General features: G+C 68.6%; 21 protein-coding genes and 1 tRNA gene. 15 read left to right on the plus strand and 7 right to left on the minus strand.

Translation table 11 applies throughout. From position 1 onward, the window contains the following. Window positions 1-4 precede the first annotated feature (4 nt). On the plus strand, window positions 5-1,051 hold the full coding sequence (locus OG876_RS13645; RefSeq protein ID WP_328525207.1) for a bifunctional NAD(P)H-dependent oxidoreductase/GNAT family N-acetyltransferase: 1,047 nt from the start codon (window positions 5-7) through the stop codon (window positions 1,049-1,051). On the opposite strand, the gene OG876_RS13650 is transcribed toward OG876_RS13645, so the two are convergent. Next, entirely contained in the window at window positions 1,048-2,265 is a 1,218-nt protein-coding gene (locus tag OG876_RS13650) for a DUF1700 domain-containing protein (protein WP_328525208.1), read from the minus strand. The two genes, OG876_RS13645 and OG876_RS13650, sit on opposite strands and share 4 nt — an antisense overlap. After that, window positions 2,262-2,591, minus strand: a complete 330-nt coding sequence (locus OG876_RS13655) for a PadR family transcriptional regulator (RefSeq protein ID WP_328525209.1) — start codon at window positions 2,589-2,591, stop codon at window positions 2,262-2,264. Before OG876_RS13655 ends, OG876_RS13650 begins: the two co-directional genes overlap by 4 nt. A 179-nt stretch (window positions 2,592-2,770) precedes the next feature. Here OG876_RS13655 and OG876_RS13660 point away from each other — a divergent pair, with 179 nt between their 5' ends. After that, complete coding sequence (locus tag OG876_RS13660; RefSeq protein WP_328525210.1) at window positions 2,771-3,700, plus strand: AraC family transcriptional regulator; 930 nt, start codon at window positions 2,771-2,773, stop codon at window positions 3,698-3,700. Between the two features lie 64 nt (window positions 3,701-3,764). Here OG876_RS13660 and OG876_RS13665 read toward each other — a convergent pair whose 3' ends face one another. Both OG876_RS13665 and OG876_RS13670 read right to left on the minus strand, forming a co-directional pair. Beyond that, window positions 3,765-4,622: a hypothetical protein gene (locus OG876_RS13665; protein WP_328525211.1), complete on the minus strand. Its 858-nt coding sequence runs from the start codon at window positions 4,620-4,622 to the stop codon at window positions 3,765-3,767. 170 nt (window positions 4,623-4,792) lie between these two features. Further along, complete coding sequence (locus tag OG876_RS13670; protein WP_328525212.1) at window positions 4,793-6,730, minus strand: Xaa-Pro dipeptidyl-peptidase; 1,938 nt, start codon at window positions 6,728-6,730, stop codon at window positions 4,793-4,795. A gap of 147 nt (window positions 6,731-6,877) precedes the next feature. Between OG876_RS13670 and OG876_RS13675 the strand changes: the two genes are divergently transcribed. The 3 genes from OG876_RS13675 to OG876_RS13685 all read left to right on the plus strand — a co-directional run bounded on the left by OG876_RS13675 (window position 6,878) and on the right by OG876_RS13685 (window position 9,402). Continuing rightward, the gene (locus OG876_RS13675) at window positions 6,878-7,891 is read left to right on the plus strand and encodes a LacI family DNA-binding transcriptional regulator (protein ID WP_328525213.1); all 1,014 of its coding nucleotides are present in this window, start codon (window positions 6,878-6,880) and stop codon (window positions 7,889-7,891) included. A gap of 14 nt (window positions 7,892-7,905) precedes the next feature. Next, a complete protein-coding gene (locus OG876_RS13680) occupies window positions 7,906-8,820 on the plus strand; it encodes a 1,4-dihydroxy-2-naphthoyl-CoA synthase (RefSeq protein WP_328525214.1) in 915 nt (304 codons plus the stop codon). A gap of 192 nt (window positions 8,821-9,012) precedes the next feature. After that, entirely contained in the window at window positions 9,013-9,402 is a 390-nt protein-coding gene (locus OG876_RS13685) for a hypothetical protein (protein WP_328525215.1), read from the plus strand. Between the two features lie 3 nt (window positions 9,403-9,405). Here the strand turns inward: OG876_RS13685 and upp are convergent, their stop codons facing one another. Beyond that, window positions 9,406-10,047, minus strand: a complete 642-nt coding sequence (gene upp / locus OG876_RS13690; RefSeq protein WP_328525216.1) for a uracil phosphoribosyltransferase — start codon at window positions 10,045-10,047, stop codon at window positions 9,406-9,408. Between the two features lie 210 nt (window positions 10,048-10,257). Between upp and OG876_RS13695 the strand changes: the two genes are divergently transcribed. The 5 genes from OG876_RS13695 to OG876_RS13715 all read left to right on the plus strand — a co-directional run bounded on the left by OG876_RS13695 (window position 10,258) and on the right by OG876_RS13715 (window position 13,458). Beyond that, the gene (locus OG876_RS13695; protein WP_328525217.1) at window positions 10,258-10,755 is read left to right on the plus strand and encodes a tRNA adenosine deaminase-associated protein; all 498 of its coding nucleotides are present in this window, start codon (window positions 10,258-10,260) and stop codon (window positions 10,753-10,755) included. A 31-nt stretch (window positions 10,756-10,786) separates the two neighbouring features. After that, entirely contained in the window at window positions 10,787-11,215 is a 429-nt protein-coding gene (locus OG876_RS13700; RefSeq protein ID WP_328525218.1) for a nucleoside deaminase, read from the plus strand. Window positions 11,216-11,228: 13 nt separating this feature from the next. Further along, window positions 11,229-11,319: transfer RNA gene (locus OG876_RS13705), tRNA-Ser, on the plus strand. Window positions 11,320-11,417: 98 nt separating this feature from the next. Then, window positions 11,418-12,929, plus strand: a complete 1,512-nt coding sequence (locus tag OG876_RS13710) for a potassium/proton antiporter (protein WP_328525219.1) — start codon at window positions 11,418-11,420, stop codon at window positions 12,927-12,929. 46 nt (window positions 12,930-12,975) lie between these two features. After that, window positions 12,976-13,458, plus strand: coding sequence for a hypothetical protein (locus OG876_RS13715; protein WP_328525220.1), 483 nt, complete (start codon window positions 12,976-12,978; stop codon window positions 13,456-13,458). A gap of 341 nt (window positions 13,459-13,799) precedes the next feature. Here the strand turns inward: OG876_RS13715 and OG876_RS13720 are convergent, their stop codons facing one another. Both OG876_RS13720 and OG876_RS13725 read right to left on the minus strand, forming a co-directional pair. Continuing rightward, window positions 13,800-14,363 (minus strand): LytR C-terminal domain-containing protein, encoded by a 564-nt coding sequence (locus OG876_RS13720; protein ID WP_328525221.1) that lies wholly within the window; start codon window positions 14,361-14,363, stop codon window positions 13,800-13,802. A 28-nt stretch (window positions 14,364-14,391) separates the two neighbouring features. After that, window positions 14,392-14,685 (minus strand): type II toxin-antitoxin system VapB family antitoxin, encoded by a 294-nt coding sequence (locus tag OG876_RS13725; RefSeq protein WP_328525222.1) that lies wholly within the window; start codon window positions 14,683-14,685, stop codon window positions 14,392-14,394. A gap of 158 nt (window positions 14,686-14,843) precedes the next feature. On the opposite strand from OG876_RS13725, the gene OG876_RS13730 reads away from it, so the two are divergent. The 5 genes from OG876_RS13730 (at window position 14,844) to OG876_RS13750 (ending at window position 20,216) form a co-directional block, all read left to right on the plus strand. After that, window positions 14,844-15,548, plus strand: coding sequence for a L,D-transpeptidase family protein (locus OG876_RS13730; RefSeq protein ID WP_328525223.1), 705 nt, complete (start codon window positions 14,844-14,846; stop codon window positions 15,546-15,548). 103 nt (window positions 15,549-15,651) lie between these two features. Beyond that, complete coding sequence (locus tag OG876_RS13735) at window positions 15,652-17,187, plus strand: helicase HerA-like domain-containing protein (RefSeq protein WP_328525224.1); 1,536 nt, start codon at window positions 15,652-15,654, stop codon at window positions 17,185-17,187. Window positions 17,188-17,331: 144 nt separating this feature from the next. Then, the gene (locus tag OG876_RS13740; RefSeq protein ID WP_328525225.1) at window positions 17,332-18,678 is read left to right on the plus strand and encodes a GGDEF domain-containing protein; all 1,347 of its coding nucleotides are present in this window, start codon (window positions 17,332-17,334) and stop codon (window positions 18,676-18,678) included. 93 nt (window positions 18,679-18,771) lie between these two features. Then, window positions 18,772-19,323 (plus strand): SigE family RNA polymerase sigma factor, encoded by a 552-nt coding sequence (locus OG876_RS13745; protein ID WP_328525226.1) that lies wholly within the window; start codon window positions 18,772-18,774, stop codon window positions 19,321-19,323. After that, on the plus strand, window positions 19,320-20,216 hold the full coding sequence (locus tag OG876_RS13750) for a hypothetical protein (protein ID WP_328525227.1): 897 nt from the start codon (window positions 19,320-19,322) through the stop codon (window positions 20,214-20,216). The genes OG876_RS13745 and OG876_RS13750 overlap by 4 nt, the downstream gene beginning before the upstream one ends. Window positions 20,217-20,286 lie beyond the last annotated feature (70 nt).

Genomic DNA, 20,286 nt, shown 5'->3' on the forward strand with positions numbered 1-20,286 from the left:
TGACATGTCAAAGACAATTCTGCTGGTCATCGCCAGCACCCGCCCCGGGCGGTTGGGCCCGGCGGTTGCGCAGTGGTTCGCCGATGCCACCGCTGAGGTGGCGGCCGAGCTCGGGGTGCGCCTCGAGGTGGCGGATCTGGCCGAGGTCGGCCTGCCGTTCCTCGACGAGCCGGAGCATCCGTCGAGCGGGAACTACCTGCACGAGCACACCCGGTCCTGGAGCCGGCGGGTCGCGGCGGCGGATGCCCTCGTCTTCGTGACGAGCGAGTACAACTACGCGATGCCGGCCACTCTCAAGAACGCGTTCGACTATCTGTACGCCGAGTGGGCGTGGAAGCCGTGCCTGTTCATCGGGTACGGGAACACCTCGGCCGGGACCCGCGGTGTCCAGATGGCGCGGGGTGTGGCGGCGTCCTTGCGGATGCTGCCGATCGGGAGCGACATCTTTCTCCGGATCGCCGATGATCTGCAGGATGGCGTTGTGATGAACTCGGAGCGATTGGCCGCGCGGGCCCGCGATGCGTTGCGTCAGCTCGGTCGGGTGGCTGACGTCCTGCGGCCGTTGTACCGGGAGGTCGATGAGTCGGCGACCTCCGCGGAGGAGATCGTGCCGGCCGTGCTCGGGGACGCGGCCGAGCTGTTGGTGCTGCAGCGGTGCTGCTGGGTCGACGAGGCGATCGCCAACTCACGACTCGACCTGCCCGCGCTCGTGGAGACGGAGGCCGAGGTCGTCGCCGGTCTGCATACCTGGTCCACCTGGTGCGTGCGATCCGCCGGGCGTCTCGTCGGCTCGGTGCGCGCGCGACGCGACGGGGACAGCTGGGAGATCGGCCGGCTGATGGTTGCCCCGGACCACCGTCACACCGGCCTGGGCCGCCGCTTGCTGGCCTTCGCCGAGGCCCAGGCGCCGCACGGCGTCACGGCCGCTGCGCTGTTCACCGGCGAACACAGCGACCGCAACATCCGGCTGTACCAGAAGGCCGGCTACTCGCTCTCCACCGAATCCGCGCCGGACGGTGCTGTTCGTCTCACCAAGCCGCTCGCGACCTAGCGGCTGGGCTGCACCGTCAGCGTCACGCCGGGGCGCGGAGTCGACGGCTTCGGGGTCGGTCCAGCGCTGGGCTTCGCGGTCGGGGTCGGGGCTGTGCGGGTGGCCGGCGCCGGGGGCGGGACGAACGGGGCCTTGCTGGTGTCCTTGCAGTTCTCCGGATCCGAGTTGCCGTTCTCGTCCGGGCTGACCACGGCCTGCGGGAAGAGGTTGCTGGTCGTGTCCCGGCTGCCGGAGCCGTAGTTCGTCGCGCAGTCCTGCAGCGGCAGGCTGATCGGATTGCCGTCCTGGTCGTACAGCCGGACGTCGACCTGCTTGCCCTGGGCATCGAACGGGTAGATGTTCGAGACCTGGTTCCCGTCCAGCGTGAGGCCGTTCGACGGCGGGTTGTACGACGAGGAGCCGCCGCGGTAGTCGTTGTAGTTGGAGAACACGCCGAACGACGTCCCGGCGTACGCGGCGGCGAGGAACGCCGGGACCGCGATGGCCGCGACGACGTTGAGCGGTACGACGTACCAGAGCCAGCGCCGGTCCTGCTGCGTCTTGCGGCCGATCCAGATCGACACCGCGGCGCCGGCGATCGAGCCGACCACGGTGACGGAGTTCGCGCCGAACAGGGCGAAGAAGCCGCCGGCGCCGATCACACCGCGGGCGACCCACCAGACCGGCTGGCCGATGCTGACCAGCTCGCGGCGGATGTGCGGAGGGATCTGCTCGATCCACGCGTGGATGGCCGCCGCGCCACGGGCGCCGTGCGGGGTGTCGAGGACGATCCGCGGGTCGTTGCCGTGCAACGCCCGTACGCCGAGGAAGGCCCCGCCGAACAGCACCGCGAGCCCGAGCAGGCCGAAGAACGCGGTCGCGTCCTGCTGCCACGCGAAGATGCCGACGGCAATGCAGAACGGTCCGGCGGTGGCGGCGATCAGGCCCCAGTGCAGCGCCTTCCGGCCGGCGTCGAGATGGGCGTCGCCGACCGGCTGGGTCCGGGGTGGGTATCCGGCGGCGGTGCGCAACTCGTCGGCGTACTGCTGTGGTGTGCCCAGGCGCTCCTGCAGGGCCGCGATGGTCGGCTCGCCCTCGAGCTCGGCGGCCACTTCGGTGAGGTGACCGCTGACGTCGTCGAGCACGTCCTCCAGCTCACCCGGTGGCAGATCGCTGAGCTCGGCGCGCACCTGGGCCAGGTAGATCGCGACCGCTCCGGTCAGAGTGTTGTTCACGCGGCCTCCTTCTCCAGCAGCAACACCGACATCGTGTCGGCGAAGTGGTTCCAGGTCTTGGTGGACTGCCGGAGCAGCTCCCGGCCGGTCTTGTTCAGCCCGTAGTACTTTCGGTGCGGCCCTTCCTCGCTCGGCTGCACGTAGGACGTCAACGCGCCGGCCGCGAACAACCGCCGCAGCGTCCCGTAGACCGACGCGTCCGCGACATCCTCCAGCCCCGCGGCCCGGAGCCGCCGCAGCACGTCGTACCCATATCCGTCGGCATCGCGCAACACCGCAAGCACCGCCAGATCCAGCACGCCTTTGAGCAACTGGCTCGTGTCCATCCCGACCTCCCTAACGCACCGAGAGGCCGGACCCCTCAGACCGCCCTCCCGGTGCTCCGCCGACCACACTACTACACACTGCGGAGTACTCCGGTAGGCAGCACTCGGCGGCGGGGCGTGATTGGTAGGTCCGCAATTTCGATCAAGTACGGCGGGGGCGGGTCGGGCACAGTGGGGGCATGGCGGATGTGTTCGAGGAGTTCGTGGCGGTGGTGGCCGAGGGGATGGCCGGGCCGGGAACTGCGGTGGTGAACGGTGCCGGGCTGGCCGGGCGGGTGCATTTGTCGCGGTTCCATTTCGATCGGGTGATCGGGGCGGTGGCGGGGGAGTCGCCGTTCGCGTTCCGGCGGCGGGTGTTGCTGGAGCGGGCGGCGTACCGGTTGCTGGTCGAGCAGGTCGCCGTACTGGATGTGGCGGTGGAGGCCGGGTACGGGTCGCACGAGGCGTTCACCCGGGCGTTCGCCAGGGCTTATGGGATGTCGCCGCGGGAGTGGCGGCGGGAGGCGTCGCGGGTGTTCTTCCTGACGGCGCCGAGTGGGGTTCATTTTCAGCCGCCGGCGGGTTTGAGGCTGCCGGCGCGGAGAGAGGTGAGAGGGATGGACGTACTGGTCAGGATGGTTGAGCATCACGTCTGGTTGACCGGCGAGATGATCGAGCGCGGCGCCCGGCTGGACGCGGCGGCGCTGGACCGGCCGATCGAGCTGTCGGTGGAAGGGATCGACGACGACATCTCGATCCGGTACCTGCTGGATCGGCTGGTCTGGCAGGAGGAGATGTGGCTGGCGTCGGTGGAGGACCGGCCGTTCCAGGTGCCGGAGTGCGGGCGGCCGGTGGTCACGCCGATCTCCGAACTGCGTGAACGGCACGCGATCGCCGGTTCCCGCTTCGTTGCCCTAGTCAACCAGTTGAACGAGGAGGGCCGCTTCGACGAGAGCTTCGTCGACACCACCTGCGAACCACCACGAGTCTTCACGTACGGCGGCATGGTCGCCCACGTCCTCACCTTCGCCGCCCACCGCCGCTCCCTCCTGATCGGCGCCTTCTACACCGCCGGCATCACGGACCTAGGCTTCGGCGACCCCATGCACTACGTAGCCGAAGGCAAGTAGTTCGCCAAGTCGTGGATCCGGGCTGCGAGACGGCGGCGAGTCCGAGCCGGATTCCACGACTGGGTCAAGCGGCGGCTGGGCGGTGGCGGGTGCGGAGGTCTTGGGAGATACGGGCGACGACGGTGGTGGGGGCGTGGAGGAGGTCGTGCGCGGTGACGACGCGGAGCAGCCAACCGTCGCGCTCGAGGTTCTCGCGCCGGCGGATGTCTCGCCTCCATTGGCGGATATCGAGCAGATGGTGCTGACCGTCGTACTCGATCGCGATCTTGAGGTTCGGATAGCACAGGTCCGGTCGTGCCAGCCAGCCTCCGTCGGAGTCGTGGATCACGCGACCGACCTGAGGCTCAGGGAGATCGGCAAGGATCAGCAGGAGCCGTAGCCGCGACTCCATTGGCGAATCGACTCCACGGCGTACGAGTGCAGCCGCCTCCCTGGCCAGCCGGATTCCGCGTATGCCGATCGACGCCGACGCTGCCTCGATCAGATGCTCGGGACCCACGTCCGTACGTCGTACGAGCGCATCTCCGGCTGTGACGAGTTCAGTCAGGTCGCAGTACGGCGCTAGGTCGAGAAATGTGCGACGGGGAGGCGTCAGCGGCAACCCGGCGTGGGTCGAGTGCTCGAGCGTGCGTACTTCGTGAACTCGGAGACCCTGAACTCGCGGAAGACTCCGATGTGGATCGCGCTGAACACTCACATGTACGTCGTCGCCGGCCGGTGCCTCCGCGGACCACAAGGCGATGGCGGTGTGGTGACTCAGCACGACATCGGGTGTCAACAACAACGCGGCCTCGGCGCGCAACCGAGGTGTGGTCGGGACGTGCGCGGCGACGTAGACAGACCCGAGCACTCGCCGATACCGCACTCCGCGCAACACCCCACGCGAGATCCCCGCCGCCCGGGCCTGCGCCGTGAACAACACCTCACCATTCTCCCGATCCCACCCACCCTCGATCTCACTTATCCACAGCCGCTCATCGAGTCGTGGTGTACGGCTGCGCACCGAAAGCGCGAGTCGTGGATTGCGGTTGTGAAGGCAGGGGTGTCGGCAGCCGCGTTCCACGACTCGACGGAGGGTCGGCCAGGAGGTGGTTAGTTGGTGGGGTCGTGGAGGTCGGGGCGTTGGGTGGGGGTGGTGATGTCTACGTCGATGGGTTGGAGCTTGGTGGGGGCGGCGATGTTGCCGGAGGTGACCGGGAGGTTGAGTTTGCTGCCGGCGAGGTCGATGTCGATGGTGGCGCCGGTGTCGTTGGGGCTGGTCCACTCGGTGTCGGACAGGGTGATCGCGAGGCCCAGGACGCGGCCCTTCGGGATCACCTCGTCCTGGGCGCGGAGGGGGACGGTGACCGTGGTCCACTGGCCGGGAATGAGCGGAGTCGGCTTGCTCAGGGACTTGCTGTGGGCGGCGTCGATCCAGCCGCGGCTGACGATGCCGTGGTCGCTCTGTGCGGTCAGCTTCTCGACCGTGTAGTAGCAGCTGTCGTCATAGTCCGTACTCGAGCCTTCACAGGAGCTCACGTCGGTACGCCGGACCCCGGTGTACCGCTGCGCGTCGCCGTACTCGATCAGGCGGGCGGTGACCGGCGTGGTGGTCGAGTCGGACTTGAGCTTCAGTGTGACCGACGACGTACCGCTGATGCGGATCGGCACCGGCAGTGGCGCGGACAGGAACATCTGCCGGCCGGCGATCACCGTGGTCGGGTCGGCGACGATGTCGTCCTCGGTCAGGTCCGGGTCGTCCGTGATCGTCACCGATCCCTTGCCTTGGGCGCCTAGTTTGCCAGCGGACAGTGGCACGGAGATGGGACGGTTCACGGCCGGCCAGGTCTTGTAGTTGCGCCACACGTCGGGCGCGGTCTCGATCGTTGCCATCGGCTCCTTCATGACGCCGTTCTGCAAGCCCTGCAGCCAGTAGTCGAACCACTTGTGCAGCTCGTCCACCCAGGCGTCACGACGGAACTCGAAAGGATCGACGTGGTCTTCGAGACCCAGCCACAGCTTCCGGGGCACGTTGTTCTTCGACAATGCCGTCCACCACTGCGAGAAGTGGTTCGTCTGGACGTTGTAGTCACTGAGTCCGTGCGTCATGAAGACGGACGCCGTCACCTTGCCGGCGTCCTTCAGGTAGTCACGCTCGGACCAGAAGGCGGTGTAGTCGCCGGTCTCGTCGTCGTCGTTGTCACCGAGCTCGCCCCGAACCGCTTCGCACGCAGGGCTGTCGTGACCGACGTAGCCGCCGAGCCAGGGCATGTAGTCGTCGGAGTATGGCACGCCGCCTGAGCGGGTGTAGTCGTACCACGAGGAGATCGCCGAGATCGGCACGATCGTCTTCAGGCCTTTGACGCCGGTCGCCGCGACCCCGTTCGCCAGGGTGCCGTCGTACGACTTGCCGATCATCCCGACGGAGCCGGTCGTCCAGGTCGCCTTGACCTGGCGGCCGTCCGCGGTGTGCGCAGTGTTGCGGCCGTTCAGCCAGTCGATCACGTCGACCACGGAGTCGATCTCGTCCTTGCCGCCGACGTCGCCGCAGCCGGTCGAGCGGCCGGTGCCGACGATGTCGACGCCGATCACCGCGTAGCCCCGCGGGACGAAGTAGTTGTCGTAGTACAGCGGCATCTTCTGGATCACGCCGTTCTCGTCGTACGTCTTCTTCTCGCTCTCGTTGCCGCGACCACAGCACGAGTAATACGGCGAAGCGTCCATGATCACCGGGATCTTCACCCCGGCCAGCGCGGTCTCGACCGGGCGGACGATGTCGACGGCGATCACGTCGTCCTTGCCGTCGGAGTCGGTGTCCATCGTGGTGTCGACGTACACGGACTCGCGGATCGCGGCGTCGTAGTCGTAGACCGGCTGGGTGCTCTTCGTGGCCGTGTCGATGTACGCCGGCGCGCTCGGAGTGACGGCCGGTCCGGCGCCGGCACCGGGGTCGTCCGGGATCGGGGCAGCCACAGCCGGACCGGTCACGGTCGCGAGGCTGAGCACGGTGGACGAGACCAGGATCGTCACCCTGGCGCGGACGGTCGTCATGGCTGGGAAGGCTAGTCACTCCCGCGCCGCAAAGCCAGGTTCTGCCGCGAATGGCAACCACTTACCGGCGACACAGCGTAACGGGCCGCCGATTCCGATAAGGTGACCGCCACCAACCCCTGGGGGGAGAGCAGGAAGGGTAGGCCAGTGAATCTGCGAGCACCGGTGACATTGCTGGACGTGGCACAGCGCGCGGGCGTGTCGGTCGCGACTGCCTCCCGCGTGCTCAACGGCGGGGATCGAGTGCCCCGCCCCGAGTTGCAGGAACGGGTCAAGGCGGCCGCCGACGAGCTCGGCTACACGCCGAACGCGCAGGCGCAGGCGCTGGCGAAGTCGTCGACGAACCTGGTCGGCATCCTGGTCCACGACATCGAGGACCCGTACTTCGCCGCGATCGCGAACGGCGTGATGCGCGCCGCGGACGAGCGTCATCTGCTGGTGATGATGGCCAGCACGTTCCGGGACTCGGAGCGCGAGATCGCTTATCTGTCGTCGTTGCGGGCGCAGCGGGCGCGGGCCGCGGTGATGATCGGCAGCCGGCGGACCGACGCCGAGAGCCTGGCCCGGACCGCGACCGAGGTCGAGACGTTCCTCAGCTCCGGCGCCGGTCTGGCGCTGGTCAGCCAGTCCGGCATGCCGGCCCACACGATCGAGCCGGACAACCGTTCCGGCGCGGCGGCGTTGGCGCGCGAGCTGATCGGGCTCGGCTGGCGGAAGTTCGCCGTACTGGGTGGGCCGGACACTCTCGCCACTGCGCGGGACCGGCGGGACGGATTCGTTGCGGGACTGGCCGAGGCCGGATTGCAGCCGGTGGCGGTGGAGTCCGGCGAGTTCACCCGCGACGGCGGGTACGCCGCTGCCGGGGTGCTGCTGGATCGGGAGGCCGACGTTGACTGTCTGTTCGCGGTGAACGACGTGATGGCGGTCGGTGCGATGTCCGCTTTGCGTGCGCGCGGGGTCGACGTACCCGGCCGGCTGGGAGTGGCCGGATTCGACGACATCGCCACGCTGCGGGACGTGTGGCCGGGACTCACGACCGTCCGGCTGCCGCTGGAGCAGATGGGCCGGCGGGCGCTGGAGCTGGCGATCGAGGGCGGCGACGCGACCACCGAGACGTTCAAGGCCGAGGTCGTCCTGCGGGAAAGCACCGCACGCGGCTGAAATATGCTCGCGGCGTGACCGATGCCGCGCATGTCTCCGAGATCTTCGACCCGTCGGCCTGGAAGCAGGTGGACGGTTTCGACCTGACCGACATCACCTATCACCGGGCGGTCGACGCGGGGGTGGTGCGGATCGCTTTCAACCGGCCCGAGGTACGCAACGCGTTCCGGCCGCACACCGTCGACGAGTTGTACCGGGTGATGGACCACGCGCGGATGTCGACCGACGTCGGTTGCGTGCTGCTCACCGGCAACGGCCCGTCGCCGAAGGACGGTGGGTGGGCGTTCTGTTCGGGTGGCGACCAGCGGATCCGCGGCAAGGACGGTTACAAGTACGCCGAGGGCACGACGGCCGAGAGCATCGACCCGGCGAAGGCCGGGCGGCTGCACATCCTCGAGGTGCAGCGGCTGATCCGCTTCATGTCGAAGGTCGTCATCTGCGTCGTACCGGGCTGGGCCGCGGGTGGCGGGCACAGCCTGCACGTGGTCGCGGACCTGACGCTGGCGTCCGCGGAGCACGCGCGATTCAAGCAGACGGACGCGGATGTCGCGTCCTTCGACGGTGGCTTCGGGTCGGCGTACCTGGCCCGGCAGGTCGGGCAGAAGTTCGCGCGGGAGATCTTCTTCCTCGGTGACGAGTACTCCGCCGAGGACGCGTACCGGATGGGCATGGTGAACAAGGTCGTGCCGCACGCCGAGCTCGAGACGGTCGCGCTCGAGTGGGGCAAGAAGATCTGCGCGAAGTCGCCGACCGCGCAACGGATGCTGAAGTACGCGTTCAACCTGATCGACGACGGACTGGTCGGTCAGCAACTGTTCGCCGGCGAGGCGACACGCCTCGCCTACGGCACCGACGAGGCCGCCGAGGGCCGCGACTCGTTCCTGGAGAAACGCCCGGCCGACTGGTCGCCGTACCCCTACGCCTTCTAACACTGATCTCTGAGTAGTTCTCAGAAAAGTTTGTGCAAACTACTGACAGTTCGCGGGAAAACGCTTACGGTCGGGCGGTATGGACAACCTCTCCCGCCGTGGATTGCTCGCCGGTGCCGGTGCGATGCTCGTCGCAGGTGCGGTCGGCATACCGGCCGCCTGCGGAAGTGGAAGCCGGTCGCGGACGGCTCCGTGTTCACACCCGCTGTGGACCAGCGGCACGGCCGGATCGGCATCCGCCACACGCTGGCGGACGGCTTTCACATCAACGTGTACTCGCTCGCGGCTGCGCGGGCGGGCAACTTCGCGAATCCTGTTGCCTCGTTCAAGCAACCGCCGATGACCGCCGACATCGACTTCCAGGGCTGGGCACTGTACGGCTCGTACGTCTACCTCTGGGAAGGCGAGGCATACGCCGGCGGACCCGATCCGGAGAACGCGACGTCGAAGCTCTGGTGCTACGACATCAACTCCGGCGAGGTCGTCGACCACCTCGGAGCCCCGCGGCTCTGCTTCGGGTTCGCCTCCGGCGTCACTGGTGACCGCCGGGCCAACCTCTTCTACCGGACCAAGCTCGTCTGAGTCCTACTGGGCGACGCCGTACAAGCGGTCGCCGGCGTCGCCCAGGCCCGGCACGATGTAGCCCTTCTCGTTCAGGTGCGAGTCCATCCCCGCGATAACGAGGTTGCACGGTACGTCGAGATCGGCCAGTTCCTGCTCGATCCGCTGCACGCCCTCGGGTGCCGCGAGCAGGCAGATCGCGGTGATGTGGTCGGCGCCCCGGTCGACCAGGAACTGGATCGCCGCGGCCAGTGTGCCGCCGGTGGCCAGCATCGGGTCGAGCACGTAGCACTGGCGACCGGACAGATCCTCCGGCAGCCGTTCGGCGTACGTCGAGGCCGTCAGGGTCTCCTCGTTCCGGATCATGCCGAGGAAGCCGACCTCCGCGGTCGGGAGCAGCCGGGACATGCCCTCGAGCATGCCGAGGCCGGCCCGCAGGATCGGCACCACCAGCGGCTTCGGCGCGGTCAGCTTGACACCCTGGGCCTCCGCGACCGGCGTCTGGACGGTGACCGGACCGGTGCGGACGTCCCGGGTCGCCTCGTAGGCGAGCAGCGTGACGAGCTCCTCGGTCAGCCGCCGGAACGTGGGTGAGTCCGTGTGCTCGTCCCGCAGCGCGGTGAGCTTGTGGGCGACGAGCGGGTGGTCCACGACGAGGATCTGCATAAGCCGGAACGGTACCGTCGGCGATTCGCGGCGGGAAAGCGCGCTCGCTGTCAGACTCGACTGTGCCCTGTTTCGGGCACCGGCGGCTCCGCGTGGCCCTGCGGAGAGCGACGTACGGTCACTGACCGTTGACCGGTGTTCGTGGATCTGATACCGCGTCGAGATCGCGAATGCCTCCCGTGCGGAGCGCTTGTCTGCGACGATGATCCGGTGTCTGATGCCACGGCTGGGCCGATGACCACCGATCTCGATTTCGCGGTCGCCGCTTACACCGAGGACGGGGTCTGGACCGTCACACCGCTGGTGCTGCGCGGTGAGCCGGACCTGTCCACGGTGGTGTCCGCGCTCCGGCGCTACCCGGGCGAGGCCGGTGTCCTGGGCATGCTCTCGGTCGACGAGGACTTCTTCATCCTGTTGCGGGTGATCGGCGGCCGGGCCCGGTTGCTGATCTCCGATGTCACCGCCGCGACCGAGTGGCCGCTGGCCCGGCAGGTGGTGGACGAGCTCGACATCCCGCTCGCCGATGACGACGACGAACAGGTGCCTGCCGGCGACCTGGCGATCATCGCCGACCTCGGCATGAGCGCGATGGATCTGGGCGCGCTGTGCGACGACGTCGACCTCTACCCGGAGGAGATGCTGGAGGAGATCGCCGAGGCACTCGGGTTCGGCAACCAGTTCCACGAGGCGATCGAAGCCGTTGGCTAGTCCGGCGCTGCGGCGCGAGTGGGGGCGGTTGATGACACTCGCGCTGGAGGAGGGGGAGAAGGCGCGGCCCGACGTACCGATCGGGGCGATCGTCGTGGACGCCGACGGTGCGGTGATCGGCCGTGGCCACAACGAGCGGGAGGCCACGGGCGATCCGACCGCGCACGCCGAGGTCCTCGCGATCCGCGCCGCCGCCCGGCACCTCGGCGAGTGGCGGCTGACCGGGTGCACGCTGGTCGTCACGCTGGAGCCGTGCACGATGTGCGCCGGCGCGATCGTGCTGTCCCGGCTGGACCGGCTGATCTTCGCGGCGTACGACGAGAAGGCCGGGGCCGTGGGATCACTCTGGGACGTCGTCCGGGACCGGCGGCTCAACCATCGGCCCGAGGTCGTGGGCGGCGTGATGGCCGACGAGGCGGGTGCCCGGCTCCGCGATTTCTTTATCGGGCACAGACCTTGATAGCCTCTCCGGCGGTGGCGTGTCCGAGCGGCCGAAGGAGCGCGCCTCGAAAGCGCGTGACGGGCAACCCCCGTCCGAGGGTTCAAATCCCTCCGCCACCGCCAACCACCCTTCGCGGGTGGAAGTTAGGCCGGAGACCCTGATGCTGTGTGATGCGTCAGGGTTTTCGTCTCTCGGGACCTGACTCGACGAGGGGCCCCACATGGACGTTGAGGAGCTCGATCGGATCCTGCTGGCCGGGGCCGCGGTGCTGCTGGTCGCGGTGGTGGCCGTCCGGCTGTCGGGGCGGCTCGGGCTCCCGTCGCTGCTGATCTACCTCGGGATGGGGCTCGTCCTCGGCGAGTCGGGGCCGGGGCACATTCACTTCGAGAACGCCCAGCTCGCGCATGCGCTCGGGTTCGCCGCGCTGGTGGTGATCCTGACCGAGGGCGGTCTGACCACCCGGTGGAACGAAGTGCGCCCCGTGATGCCGCTGGGCGTCGTACTGGCGACTGTCGGCGTCGCGATCAGCGTGGGCGTGGTCGCCTGCGTGGCGCACTTCGTGCTCGGGCTGGACTGGCAGATCTCCGTACTGCTCGGGGCCGTCACGTCACCGACGGACGCGGCCGCGGTGTTCTCGGTACTGCGGCGGGTCCCGGTCAGACCGCGGTTGCGGGGTGCGCTGGAGGCCGAATCCGGTCTGAACGACGCGCCAACCGTCTTGCTCGTCACTCTGGTCAGCACGGGCGAGGTTGGTGACAAGGGGCTGCTGTACTTCAGCGGCCTGGTGCTCTACGAGTTGGTGATCGGTGCGCTGTTCGGGTTCGTGATCGGGTGGTTGAGTGTCGGCCTGATCCGCCGGATGGCGCTGGGCTCGGCCGGTCTGTATCCGCTGGCAGTCCTGTCGCTGGCGATCATCTCGTACGCCGGTGGTGCGGTGCTGCTGCACGTTTCGGGGTTCGCGGCCGTCTACGTGACCTCGCTGGTGCTCGGACGGGCCGAGTTGCCGCACCGGATGGCCACTCGGTCGTTCGTCGACGGGATCGCGTGGCTGGCCCAGATCGGGCTGTTCGTGATGCTCGGGCTGCTCGCGTCGCCGGGTCGCTTCCGGCTGAACGACGTACTCCTCGCGTTGGTGATCGGCATCGCGGTGACGGTGGTCGGGCGGTTCGCGTCGGTGGCGGTGTCGGCGGCGCCGTTCCGGTTGCCGTGGGCTGAGCAGACGTTCATCGCGTGGGCGGGGTTGCGCGGTGCGGTCCCGATCGTGCTCGCGACGATCCCGCTGGCTGAGGGCGTACCGCAGGCGGACCGGATCTTCGACGTGGTGTTCGTGCTGGTGCTGCTGTTCACGCTGCTCCAGGGGCCCTCACTGCCCTGGCTGGCGCGCCGGCTCGGGGTGCTCGACGAGAACGCGGCGTACGAGGTGGACATCGATGTGGCGCCGCTGGAGTCGCTCGGCGCCGACATGATCCAGGTGCACGTACCGAGCGAGTCCCGCCTGGCCGGCGTCGAGATCGGCGAACTCCGCCTCCCGGCCGGCGTCTCGGTCTCCCTGATCATCCGCGGCGACCGTGCCTTCGTCCCGGACCGCCGCACCGTCCTCCGCGCCGCCGACTCCCTCCTCGTCGTTGCCCCCAGCCCGCTCCGCGACCAGACCGTCCGCAGGCTCCGCGCCGTCTCCCGCGCCGGCCGCCTGGCCGGCTGGTTCGGCGAACGCGGCCGCGAACAACTCTGAGGTCGACTCGGTTGCCCAGGGGTGAGTTCTGAACTACCTTTGAACTATGTCAGACCTGCAGGAAGTGAACTTCTCGGACCTGCTTCAGCGCCCCAACGAAACAGTGGAAAAGCTGAAGTCGAGCCGGCACCGAGCCCTCCGCGTCCACCGCCGCGGATCCGAGGACGACCTGGTCCTGACCACGGTCCAGCAAGCGACGGAAGAGCATGAGGTGGTCGACCTCGCCGTACGCATGCTGCGCGCGGTGATGAGCGATCCGGTGCTGCGCTCACAGACCCTCCTCGACATCCTGCCGCGGATCTTCCCCTGGAGCATGTTCCTGCCTCCGGAGGATCGGATCGGCTTCGCGCAGGAACTCGTCGATGTGATGGACGCGAGCTCGGAGCTCGGTGTTTCGGCGCCGGTGCTCACGCTGATCGCGCAGTGGCGCAACACTGCCGATGTCTGGGCGGATCCCGAGTTGCTCGCCATCCTTCGATCACCGCACGAGGGTGATCTCGGTCCAGTGCCCAGGCCGACTGTCGAGTGAGCCCGGCGAAGCGTGGTGATCGGGTCGCTCCTCCCGCGGGGCCTGATCACTGGGAGATGAAGTTCTTCAACACTCCTGCTGCCAAGGGATGGGAGGAGCTCTGTCGGCAGGCTTCCGGCAACACCGAGAAGGCTTGGGCAGAGATCCGGACAGAGCCTCGACCGTTCCCAGGATCTGCTCGACACCACCGGCTCAAGGGGCGGCTGTCTACTGAGAACGGACTCGAGCAGTGGCAGTACGAGGTGACTGGCGGGGGCCGGATCTGGTACCTCGTCGACTCGGATCAGCAGACGGTTTGGATCACGTACGCCGGGACCGGGCATCCGAAGGTGACCGACTGATCAGTTCGGGTTCTGGCCGGAGGGGACTGGTTGGGGGGTGTGGATGACGGGGAGGCAGACGTTGGCGTTCGGGGGGACGGTGACGGAGGGGAGGCCTTTGAGCTTCACCGAGCCGAAGCCGGCGCCGATGACCAGGTCGACGGTGTGGTCGGTGCGGCCGTCGCCGATGAGGAGGGCCTTCTGGTTCAGCTGGCCGGCGATCAGCAGCATCTCGGGCGCGGTCTCGCTGGCGCCGCGGATCGAGACCACGTCGATCTTGTCGCCCTTGGGCTCGTTCGCGATCTTGCTGATGTTGAAGCCGCGCTTCTTCAACGCATCCGCGACCCGCTGCGCCGAGCCCGCCTTCGCACCGCCGTTGTAGACGTTCAGCACGACCTGCTTGGGCACCAGCCGGTTGTTCGGCAGCTTCTGCTCGACGCAGGTGGGTTCGGCGCTGCTGTTGATCAAGGACTTCCAGCCCCACCAGCCGCCGCCGGCCAGGATGCCGAGCAGGATCACCATCGTGATCGGCGTCCGCCAGTGGATCCGCGAGTGTGGCCTCGGTTGCGGATGGATCGCTGTCATCGGCTCAACCCCCCGTGAGCAGACATGGTCAGTCCACGACCAGGACCCGGGCGTGCAGGACCAGACGCTGCTGCAGCGCGGCACGCAGGGCGCGGTGTAGGCCGTCCTCGAGGTACATGTCGCCCTTCCACTCCACGACGTGCGCGAACAGATCGCCGTAGAACGTCGAATCCTCGTCGAGCAGCGCGTTCAGGTCGAGAGTGCCCTTGGTCGTCACGAGCTCGTCCAGCCGAACCTGCCGTGGCGGCAGCGACGACCAGTCCTTCGGCTTGAGCCCATGGTCCGGGTACGGGCGTTCCTCCCCGACACGCTTGAAGATCACCCCCCGAAGTCTAGCGGGGTAAAAGGTCTTGTGAGAGGTAGTGAATGTCACCGGAACAGCCCGGAGACGGGACTCAACCTTTCGGTGCCGTCAGACGTCCCACAGGGATCGGGAGCAGTGAGCGAGAAACCGTGCTCACGACCAAGGGGGTTAACCGCATGCGAATTCTCACCAAACTCGGTCTCGCGACGGCCACGATCACGGTCGTCGCCCTCGGTATGACGCTGCCGGCGGACGCGATCACGGTGTCCCAGGTGAAGGCGGCCCAGACCCGGCTGAACCGGCTCGGCTGCACGGCGGGACCGGTCGACGGCAAGGCCGGCGCCATGACCCAGGCGGCGACCGTGCGGTTCCAGGCCGCCAACGTCCTGAGTCAGACCGGTTCGCTCAGCAGTACGACGTACTCGCGGTTGATGGCCTCGACCGCGAAGCGATGTGACGTCCGGGCGGTGCCGCGCCGGTCGGGTACGGGCCGCCGGATCGTGATCAGCCAGACGCAGAACTGGGTCTGGCTCATCGATGCCCGCGGCAAGATCGTCCGGCAGGGCGGGATCATCGACAATCCGACGTACCTGAAGGCCGGTAACTACACGAGTGGCGCGAAGTGCGGGCGGGCCGCCCGGATCCGGAAGAACACCGACGGTGCGAGCCTGTACCTGAACAACTTCGTCCGGTTCGCGCCCTGCGGCGTCGGGTTCCACCAGATCCCGACGTACAAGTCGAACGGGAAGCAAATCCACGCCGACTGGCTGCTCGGCACCAACTACAAGGCCTCGCACGGCTGCATCCGGGTCTCGGCGTCGATGTCGGCCGCGATCTGGTCGTTCGCCGCCGGCGCGACCCACGTGGTCGTGATGCGCTGACCTCCCTGCGTGCCCCGGGGTGTGGATAACGGTTCGATCCACGCTCCGGGGCACTAGCATGCGCAGCGGGACGTTCCGTCAAACCGGGGAAAGGCACGCTGACATGGCCGAGACAGCCGACGTCGTGGAGACCGTCAAGCAGGGCTACGCGTTCGAGGGGGCGGCGATCGAGCTGGGCGCGCTGCTGGTCGACGACGAACCGAAACCGGATGCGGCGGTCCGGATCCCGCTCTCGATGGTGAACCGGCACGGCCTGGTCGCGGGCGCCACCGGTACCGGTAAGACGAAGACGCTGCAACTGATGGCCGAGCAGCTGTCCGCGGCCGGTGTCGCGGTGTTCGCGGCCGACATCAAGGGCGACTTGTCCGGCATCTCGCAGCCGGGTGAGGGCAACGACAAGCTGCTGGCCCGGACCAAGTCGATCGGCCAGGACTGGACCGCGTCCGGGTTCCCGACCGAGTTCTACGCGTTGGGCGGGCAGGGCACCGGGATCCCGATCCGGGCCACCATCACGTCGTTCGGGCCGGTGCTGTTGTCCAAGGTGCTGGGGCTGAACGACGTCCAGGAGTCGTCGCTCGGGCTGATCTTCCACTACGCCGACAAGGCCGGACTGACGCTGCTCGACATCAAGGACCTGCGCGCGGTCATCCAGCACCTCACGTCCGACGAGGGCAAGGACGACCTGAAGGAGCTCGGCGGCCTGTCCGCGGCGACCGCCGGCGTGATCCTGCGGTCGCTGATCGGGTTCGCCGACCAGGGCGCCGAGGCGTTCTTCGGCGAGCCAGAGTTCGACACCGCGGACCTGATGCAGCAGCGCGACGGCAAGGGCGTCATCTCGCTGCTCGAGCTGCCGAACCTGCAGGACCGGCCGGCGCTGTTCTCGACGTTCCTGATGTGGCTGCTGGCCGACCTGTTCCACGACCTGCCCGAGGTCGGCGATGCGGACAAGCCGAAGCTGGTGTTCTTCTTCGACGAGGCGCATCTGCTGTTCGCGGACGCGTCGAAGGCGTTCCTGTCGGCGATCGCGCAGACCGTCCGGCTGATCCGGTCGAAGGGTGTCGGCGTCTTCTTCGTCACCCAGACGCCGAAGGACGTGCCAGACGACGTGCTCGCGCAGCTCGGCTCGCGGGTGCAGCACCAGCTGCGGGCGCACACCCCGAACGACGCGAAGGCGCTGAAGGCGACCGTGTCGACATTCCCGACGTCGTCGTACGACCTGGGTGAGGTGCTGACCCAGCTCGGGATCGGGGAGGCGGTCGTGACGGTGATGAACGAGAAGGGCGCGCCGACGCCGGTCGCGTGGACCCGGTTGCGGGCGCCGCAGTCGCTGATGGCGCCGGCCTCCGCGGAGCAGCTGACCGCCTCGGTGCAGGCTTCGCCGAACAACGCGAAGTACTCCGCGGTGATCGACCGGGAGTCGGCGTACGAGCTGCTCGCCGCCAAGGTGCAGGCCGGTGCCGAGCAGGCCAAGACGGAGGAGCAGGCCAAGCAGCCGGAGGCCCCGAGGCCGCGCGCCCAGAAGCAGGAGAAGTCCGTGGTCGAGGCGGTCATCGGCTCGACGGTCTTCAAACAGTTCGCCCGCTCCGCCGGCCGCGAGATCGTCCGCGGGCTCTTCGGGGCGGCCCGCCGCCACAAGTAAACCCTGCCCAGGCAGGGAATTCAGGCGTTTGATCGTTGATCAAACGACTGAATTGTCAACCATTGGCCATCGTTTCCAACTCGTCATCCCCAGCGCGCCGTCGCGGATTGGGACGAGACGCTTACTCGTCGTACGGTGGGGGGGATGGTTGCGCAGAGTAGGCGAGCGATGCGGTCCTGGGCGCTGTGGACCCTGACGGTCCCGGCGTTCGCTGTTGTGGTGCTCGTCGACCTCGCCGCGATCGGGTACGGCGTGCAGGCGTTCACCGACCGGCCGGATTGGCGCGGCCTGGACGTGGTGTTCGCGCTGACCGTGTCCGCCCTGATCTCGGTCGAGGGTGCCCGCCGGGTCGAGAACCGGCGGCGTCGCGGCGGAGCGCTGCACAAGGACCTGGCGCCGGCCTGGATGATCGCGGCCGCCGTCATCCTGCACCCGGCGCTGGCGATCCTGGTCGCGGTCCTGCTCCGGATCTGGTGGCGGATCCGGGCCGGCAAGTGCATCCCGTATCGCTGGGCGTTCTCCACCGCGGTGTACGTGCTCGCGGTCGGCGCGGCCCACGCGGTCTTCGTCTGGGCCCGCGACGTGACCGGCGACAGCGGCCTCGGGCTGGTCGTCTCGATGGTGTCCGCCGCGATGGCGTACGTCGTGACCGACACCGTGCTGTGTGGCCTGGCGATCTCGCTGATCATCCCCGGCAGCAGCTGGCGCGAGGCTGTCGGTGGGCTGGACGATCTCTGCACCGACGTGACGGCCGCGACCCTCGGCTGCCTGCTCGCTGCGGCCTGCCTGATCAGCCCGTGGTTCGCGTTCGTGGCGATCCCGATCACGCTGACCGCGCAACGAGCCCTGCTGCTCGGCCAGTTGGAGTCCGAGGCGCAGACGGATCCGAAGACCAGCCTGACCCGGGTCGACTGGTGGCGGCGCCGTACTGAGGAGATGTTGCGGACTGCGCGGACCCAGCGGGAGCCTATGGCGGTGCTGCTGATCGACATCGACCACTTCAAGCAGGTCAACGACCGGCACGGGCATCTGGTCGGCGACGAGGCGCTCCGCGCGGTCGCGACGATCCTGCGCAGTGCGATCCGGGCGAAGGACGTGATCGGCCGGTTCGGTGGCGAGGAGTTCGTGATCGCGCTGCCGGACACCGGGCTCGACGAAGCGACGGTCACCGCCGACCGGCTCCGCAACGCGGTCGCCGCCAGCCCGCTCGCCGCGATGTGCGCCGGCGTACTGGACGAGCCGGATCTCGACCCCGACACCTTCCGGCTCACCGTCTCGATCGGCGTGGCCGTTCACCCTGCCGACGGCAGCACTGTCGACGACCTGTTGCTCCGCGCCGACCGGGCCATGTACGCCGCGAAGTCCGCCGGCCGCAACCGTGTCCGCCTGGCCGCCGACACCCTGCCTCTTCCGCGGCTGACCCCGATCACTCCGGTCCGGTCCGACCACGCGGTCGCCACGGGCGCGACGGCGCCCAGCGACCGCCGCTGACCGACCTGCGCCCGCCGGCAATCTTCCGCCGGCGCAGAACCATTCACCTCGGTACGGCGTCTGGTGGGGTGAGGGTGGCAGGACGGAGAACACATGGCCGGTTCGGGGAGTCGCGACGACGACTTCACGGCCTTCGTGCTGGCCAGGTCCGCGCGGTTGGTGCACTTCGCGCGGATGCTCTGTGGAGACGCCGGCCTGGCGGAGGACCTCGTGCAGACCGCGCTGGAGAAGGCGTACCTGCGCTGGGACCGGATCGAGCTGGCCGACCCTTTCGGCTACGTCCGGCGGGCCGTGGTCAATCAGCACCTGTCCTGGGTACGACGCCGGCCGTGGCGCGAGCGGCCTAGCGGCGACGCGGCCGAGCTGGAGCTGTACGCGGGCGATGCTGCTGGGTTCGGTGCAACGGTCGCCGACCCGTCGGGTGCGGTCGAGCGCCGGCTCGCGGTCGGCGCCGCGCTGTCGACGCTGACCCGGCGCGAGCGTGCGGTCGTCGTACTGCGGTATGTCGAGGACCTCACCGAGCAGCAGACGGCGGCGCTGCTCGGGGTGGCGGTCGGCACGGTGAAGAGCGCGAACGCGCGGGCGCTGGCGAAGCTGCGGGCCGCTCCCGAGCTGAGCGGTAGTTATGTGGGAGAGCGAGCATGAACGACAAGGGCACTGCCCTGCCCGAGGACGACCTGCGGGCCGCCCTGGCGCCGGACGGCAGCATCGCACCCCTCGATCCTGCTCGCGTGATCGCGGGAGCTCGCCGCCGCCGCAAGGTGCGTGGCCTCGCCACGACCGCGGTCGCCGCCATCGCGGTCGCCGGCGTCGCGACCGGCGGCTTCCTGGCCGGCGGCAGGTTGCTCGGCCAAGCTCCCGAACCGGCGAATCCCGGACCGACAGCACTGGTGTCCCCGAACAGCTCGACGCCACCGGCCACCCCGGGTCCGCCGACCAGCACACCGATCCCATCGGGAACGACGGCGCTCCCTCTCGACACCCCCGCTACGCCAGGCCTCAACGCACCTGGCGCGGTTCCGGTCACAGCGGCCGCCTGTGGCGCGGCCGCGGCGAGTGTGCCGGGTCCGGGCCCCACCGCCACGCAGCGCAGCCTACTGAGCGACGAGACCGGCACCGCGATCGTGATCGCGGACAGCCGCTACTGGACGGCATGCGACAACACCTTCGGGCAGCAGGTGTCGGCGCGCCGTCCCGCTCTGCTGAAGAAGCCGAGTCCGCAGGACACGGACGCCTTCGCGGTCGCCGGCGACCTGATCACCCGACCGGCCGGCGAGCGCGAGTTCTACTGGGCCGGCGGAATGTTACCGGATGGTGTGGTGACGGTCCGGTACATCTTCCCGGACGGCGCGACCGAGGACGCCGTCGTCCACGGCGGCTTCTGGCTGATGCGGCATGTCTCCGATCGGGTGCCGCCGAGCGGTCCGCCGACGACCACGATCCGGGTCCGTCTGCTGTCCGCGTCGGGTGCCGTCGTGAACGACTTCCGGCTGACCTGGGGACTACAGACCTGTGCCCAGATCAGCCACGGCTGCTGAGCACCAGAACCTTCCGGACCCGAGGCGCGTCCTTCAGTCCGACAGAGTCCAAGAAAGTTGTGGAGGGCAA

The organism is Kribbella sp. NBC_00359, assembly GCF_036097425.1.
GTDB lineage: Bacteria > Actinomycetota > Actinomycetes > Propionibacteriales > Kribbellaceae > Kribbella.

Excerpts from the sequence above, each read along its gene's own strand:
- OG876_RS13750 (WP_328525227.1), top strand. The coding sequence starts at position 19,320 with ATGAACGACAAGGGCACTGCCCTGCCCGAGGACGACCTGCGGGCCGCC.
- OG876_RS13660 (WP_328525210.1), top strand. The coding sequence starts at position 2,771 with ATGGCGGATGTGTTCGAGGAGTTCGTGGCGGTGGTGGCCGAGGGGATG.
- OG876_RS13710 (WP_328525219.1), top strand. The coding sequence starts at position 11,418 with ATGGACGTTGAGGAGCTCGATCGGATCCTGCTGGCCGGGGCCGCGGTG.
- OG876_RS13670 (WP_328525212.1), bottom strand. The coding sequence starts at position 6,730 with ATGACGACCGTCCGCGCCAGGGTGACGATCCTGGTCTCGTCCACCGTG.
- OG876_RS13735 (WP_328525224.1), top strand. The coding sequence starts at position 15,652 with ATGGCCGAGACAGCCGACGTCGTGGAGACCGTCAAGCAGGGCTACGCG.
- OG876_RS13700 (WP_328525218.1), top strand. The coding sequence starts at position 10,787 with ATGACACTCGCGCTGGAGGAGGGGGAGAAGGCGCGGCCCGACGTACCG.
- upp (WP_328525216.1), bottom strand. The coding sequence starts at position 10,047 with ATGCAGATCCTCGTCGTGGACCACCCGCTCGTCGCCCACAAGCTCACC.
- OG876_RS13745 (WP_328525226.1), top strand. The coding sequence starts at position 18,772 with ATGGCCGGTTCGGGGAGTCGCGACGACGACTTCACGGCCTTCGTGCTG.
- OG876_RS13655 (WP_328525209.1), bottom strand. The coding sequence starts at position 2,591 with ATGGACACGAGCCAGTTGCTCAAAGGCGTGCTGGATCTGGCGGTGCTT.
- OG876_RS13730 (WP_328525223.1), top strand. The coding sequence starts at position 14,844 with ATGCGAATTCTCACCAAACTCGGTCTCGCGACGGCCACGATCACGGTC.
- OG876_RS13740 (WP_328525225.1), top strand. The coding sequence starts at position 17,332 with ATGGTTGCGCAGAGTAGGCGAGCGATGCGGTCCTGGGCGCTGTGGACC.
- OG876_RS13720 (WP_328525221.1), bottom strand. The coding sequence starts at position 14,363 with ATGACAGCGATCCATCCGCAACCGAGGCCACACTCGCGGATCCACTGG.
- OG876_RS13715 (WP_328525220.1), top strand. The coding sequence starts at position 12,976 with ATGTCAGACCTGCAGGAAGTGAACTTCTCGGACCTGCTTCAGCGCCCC.
- OG876_RS13645 (WP_328525207.1), top strand. The coding sequence starts at position 5 with ATGTCAAAGACAATTCTGCTGGTCATCGCCAGCACCCGCCCCGGGCGG.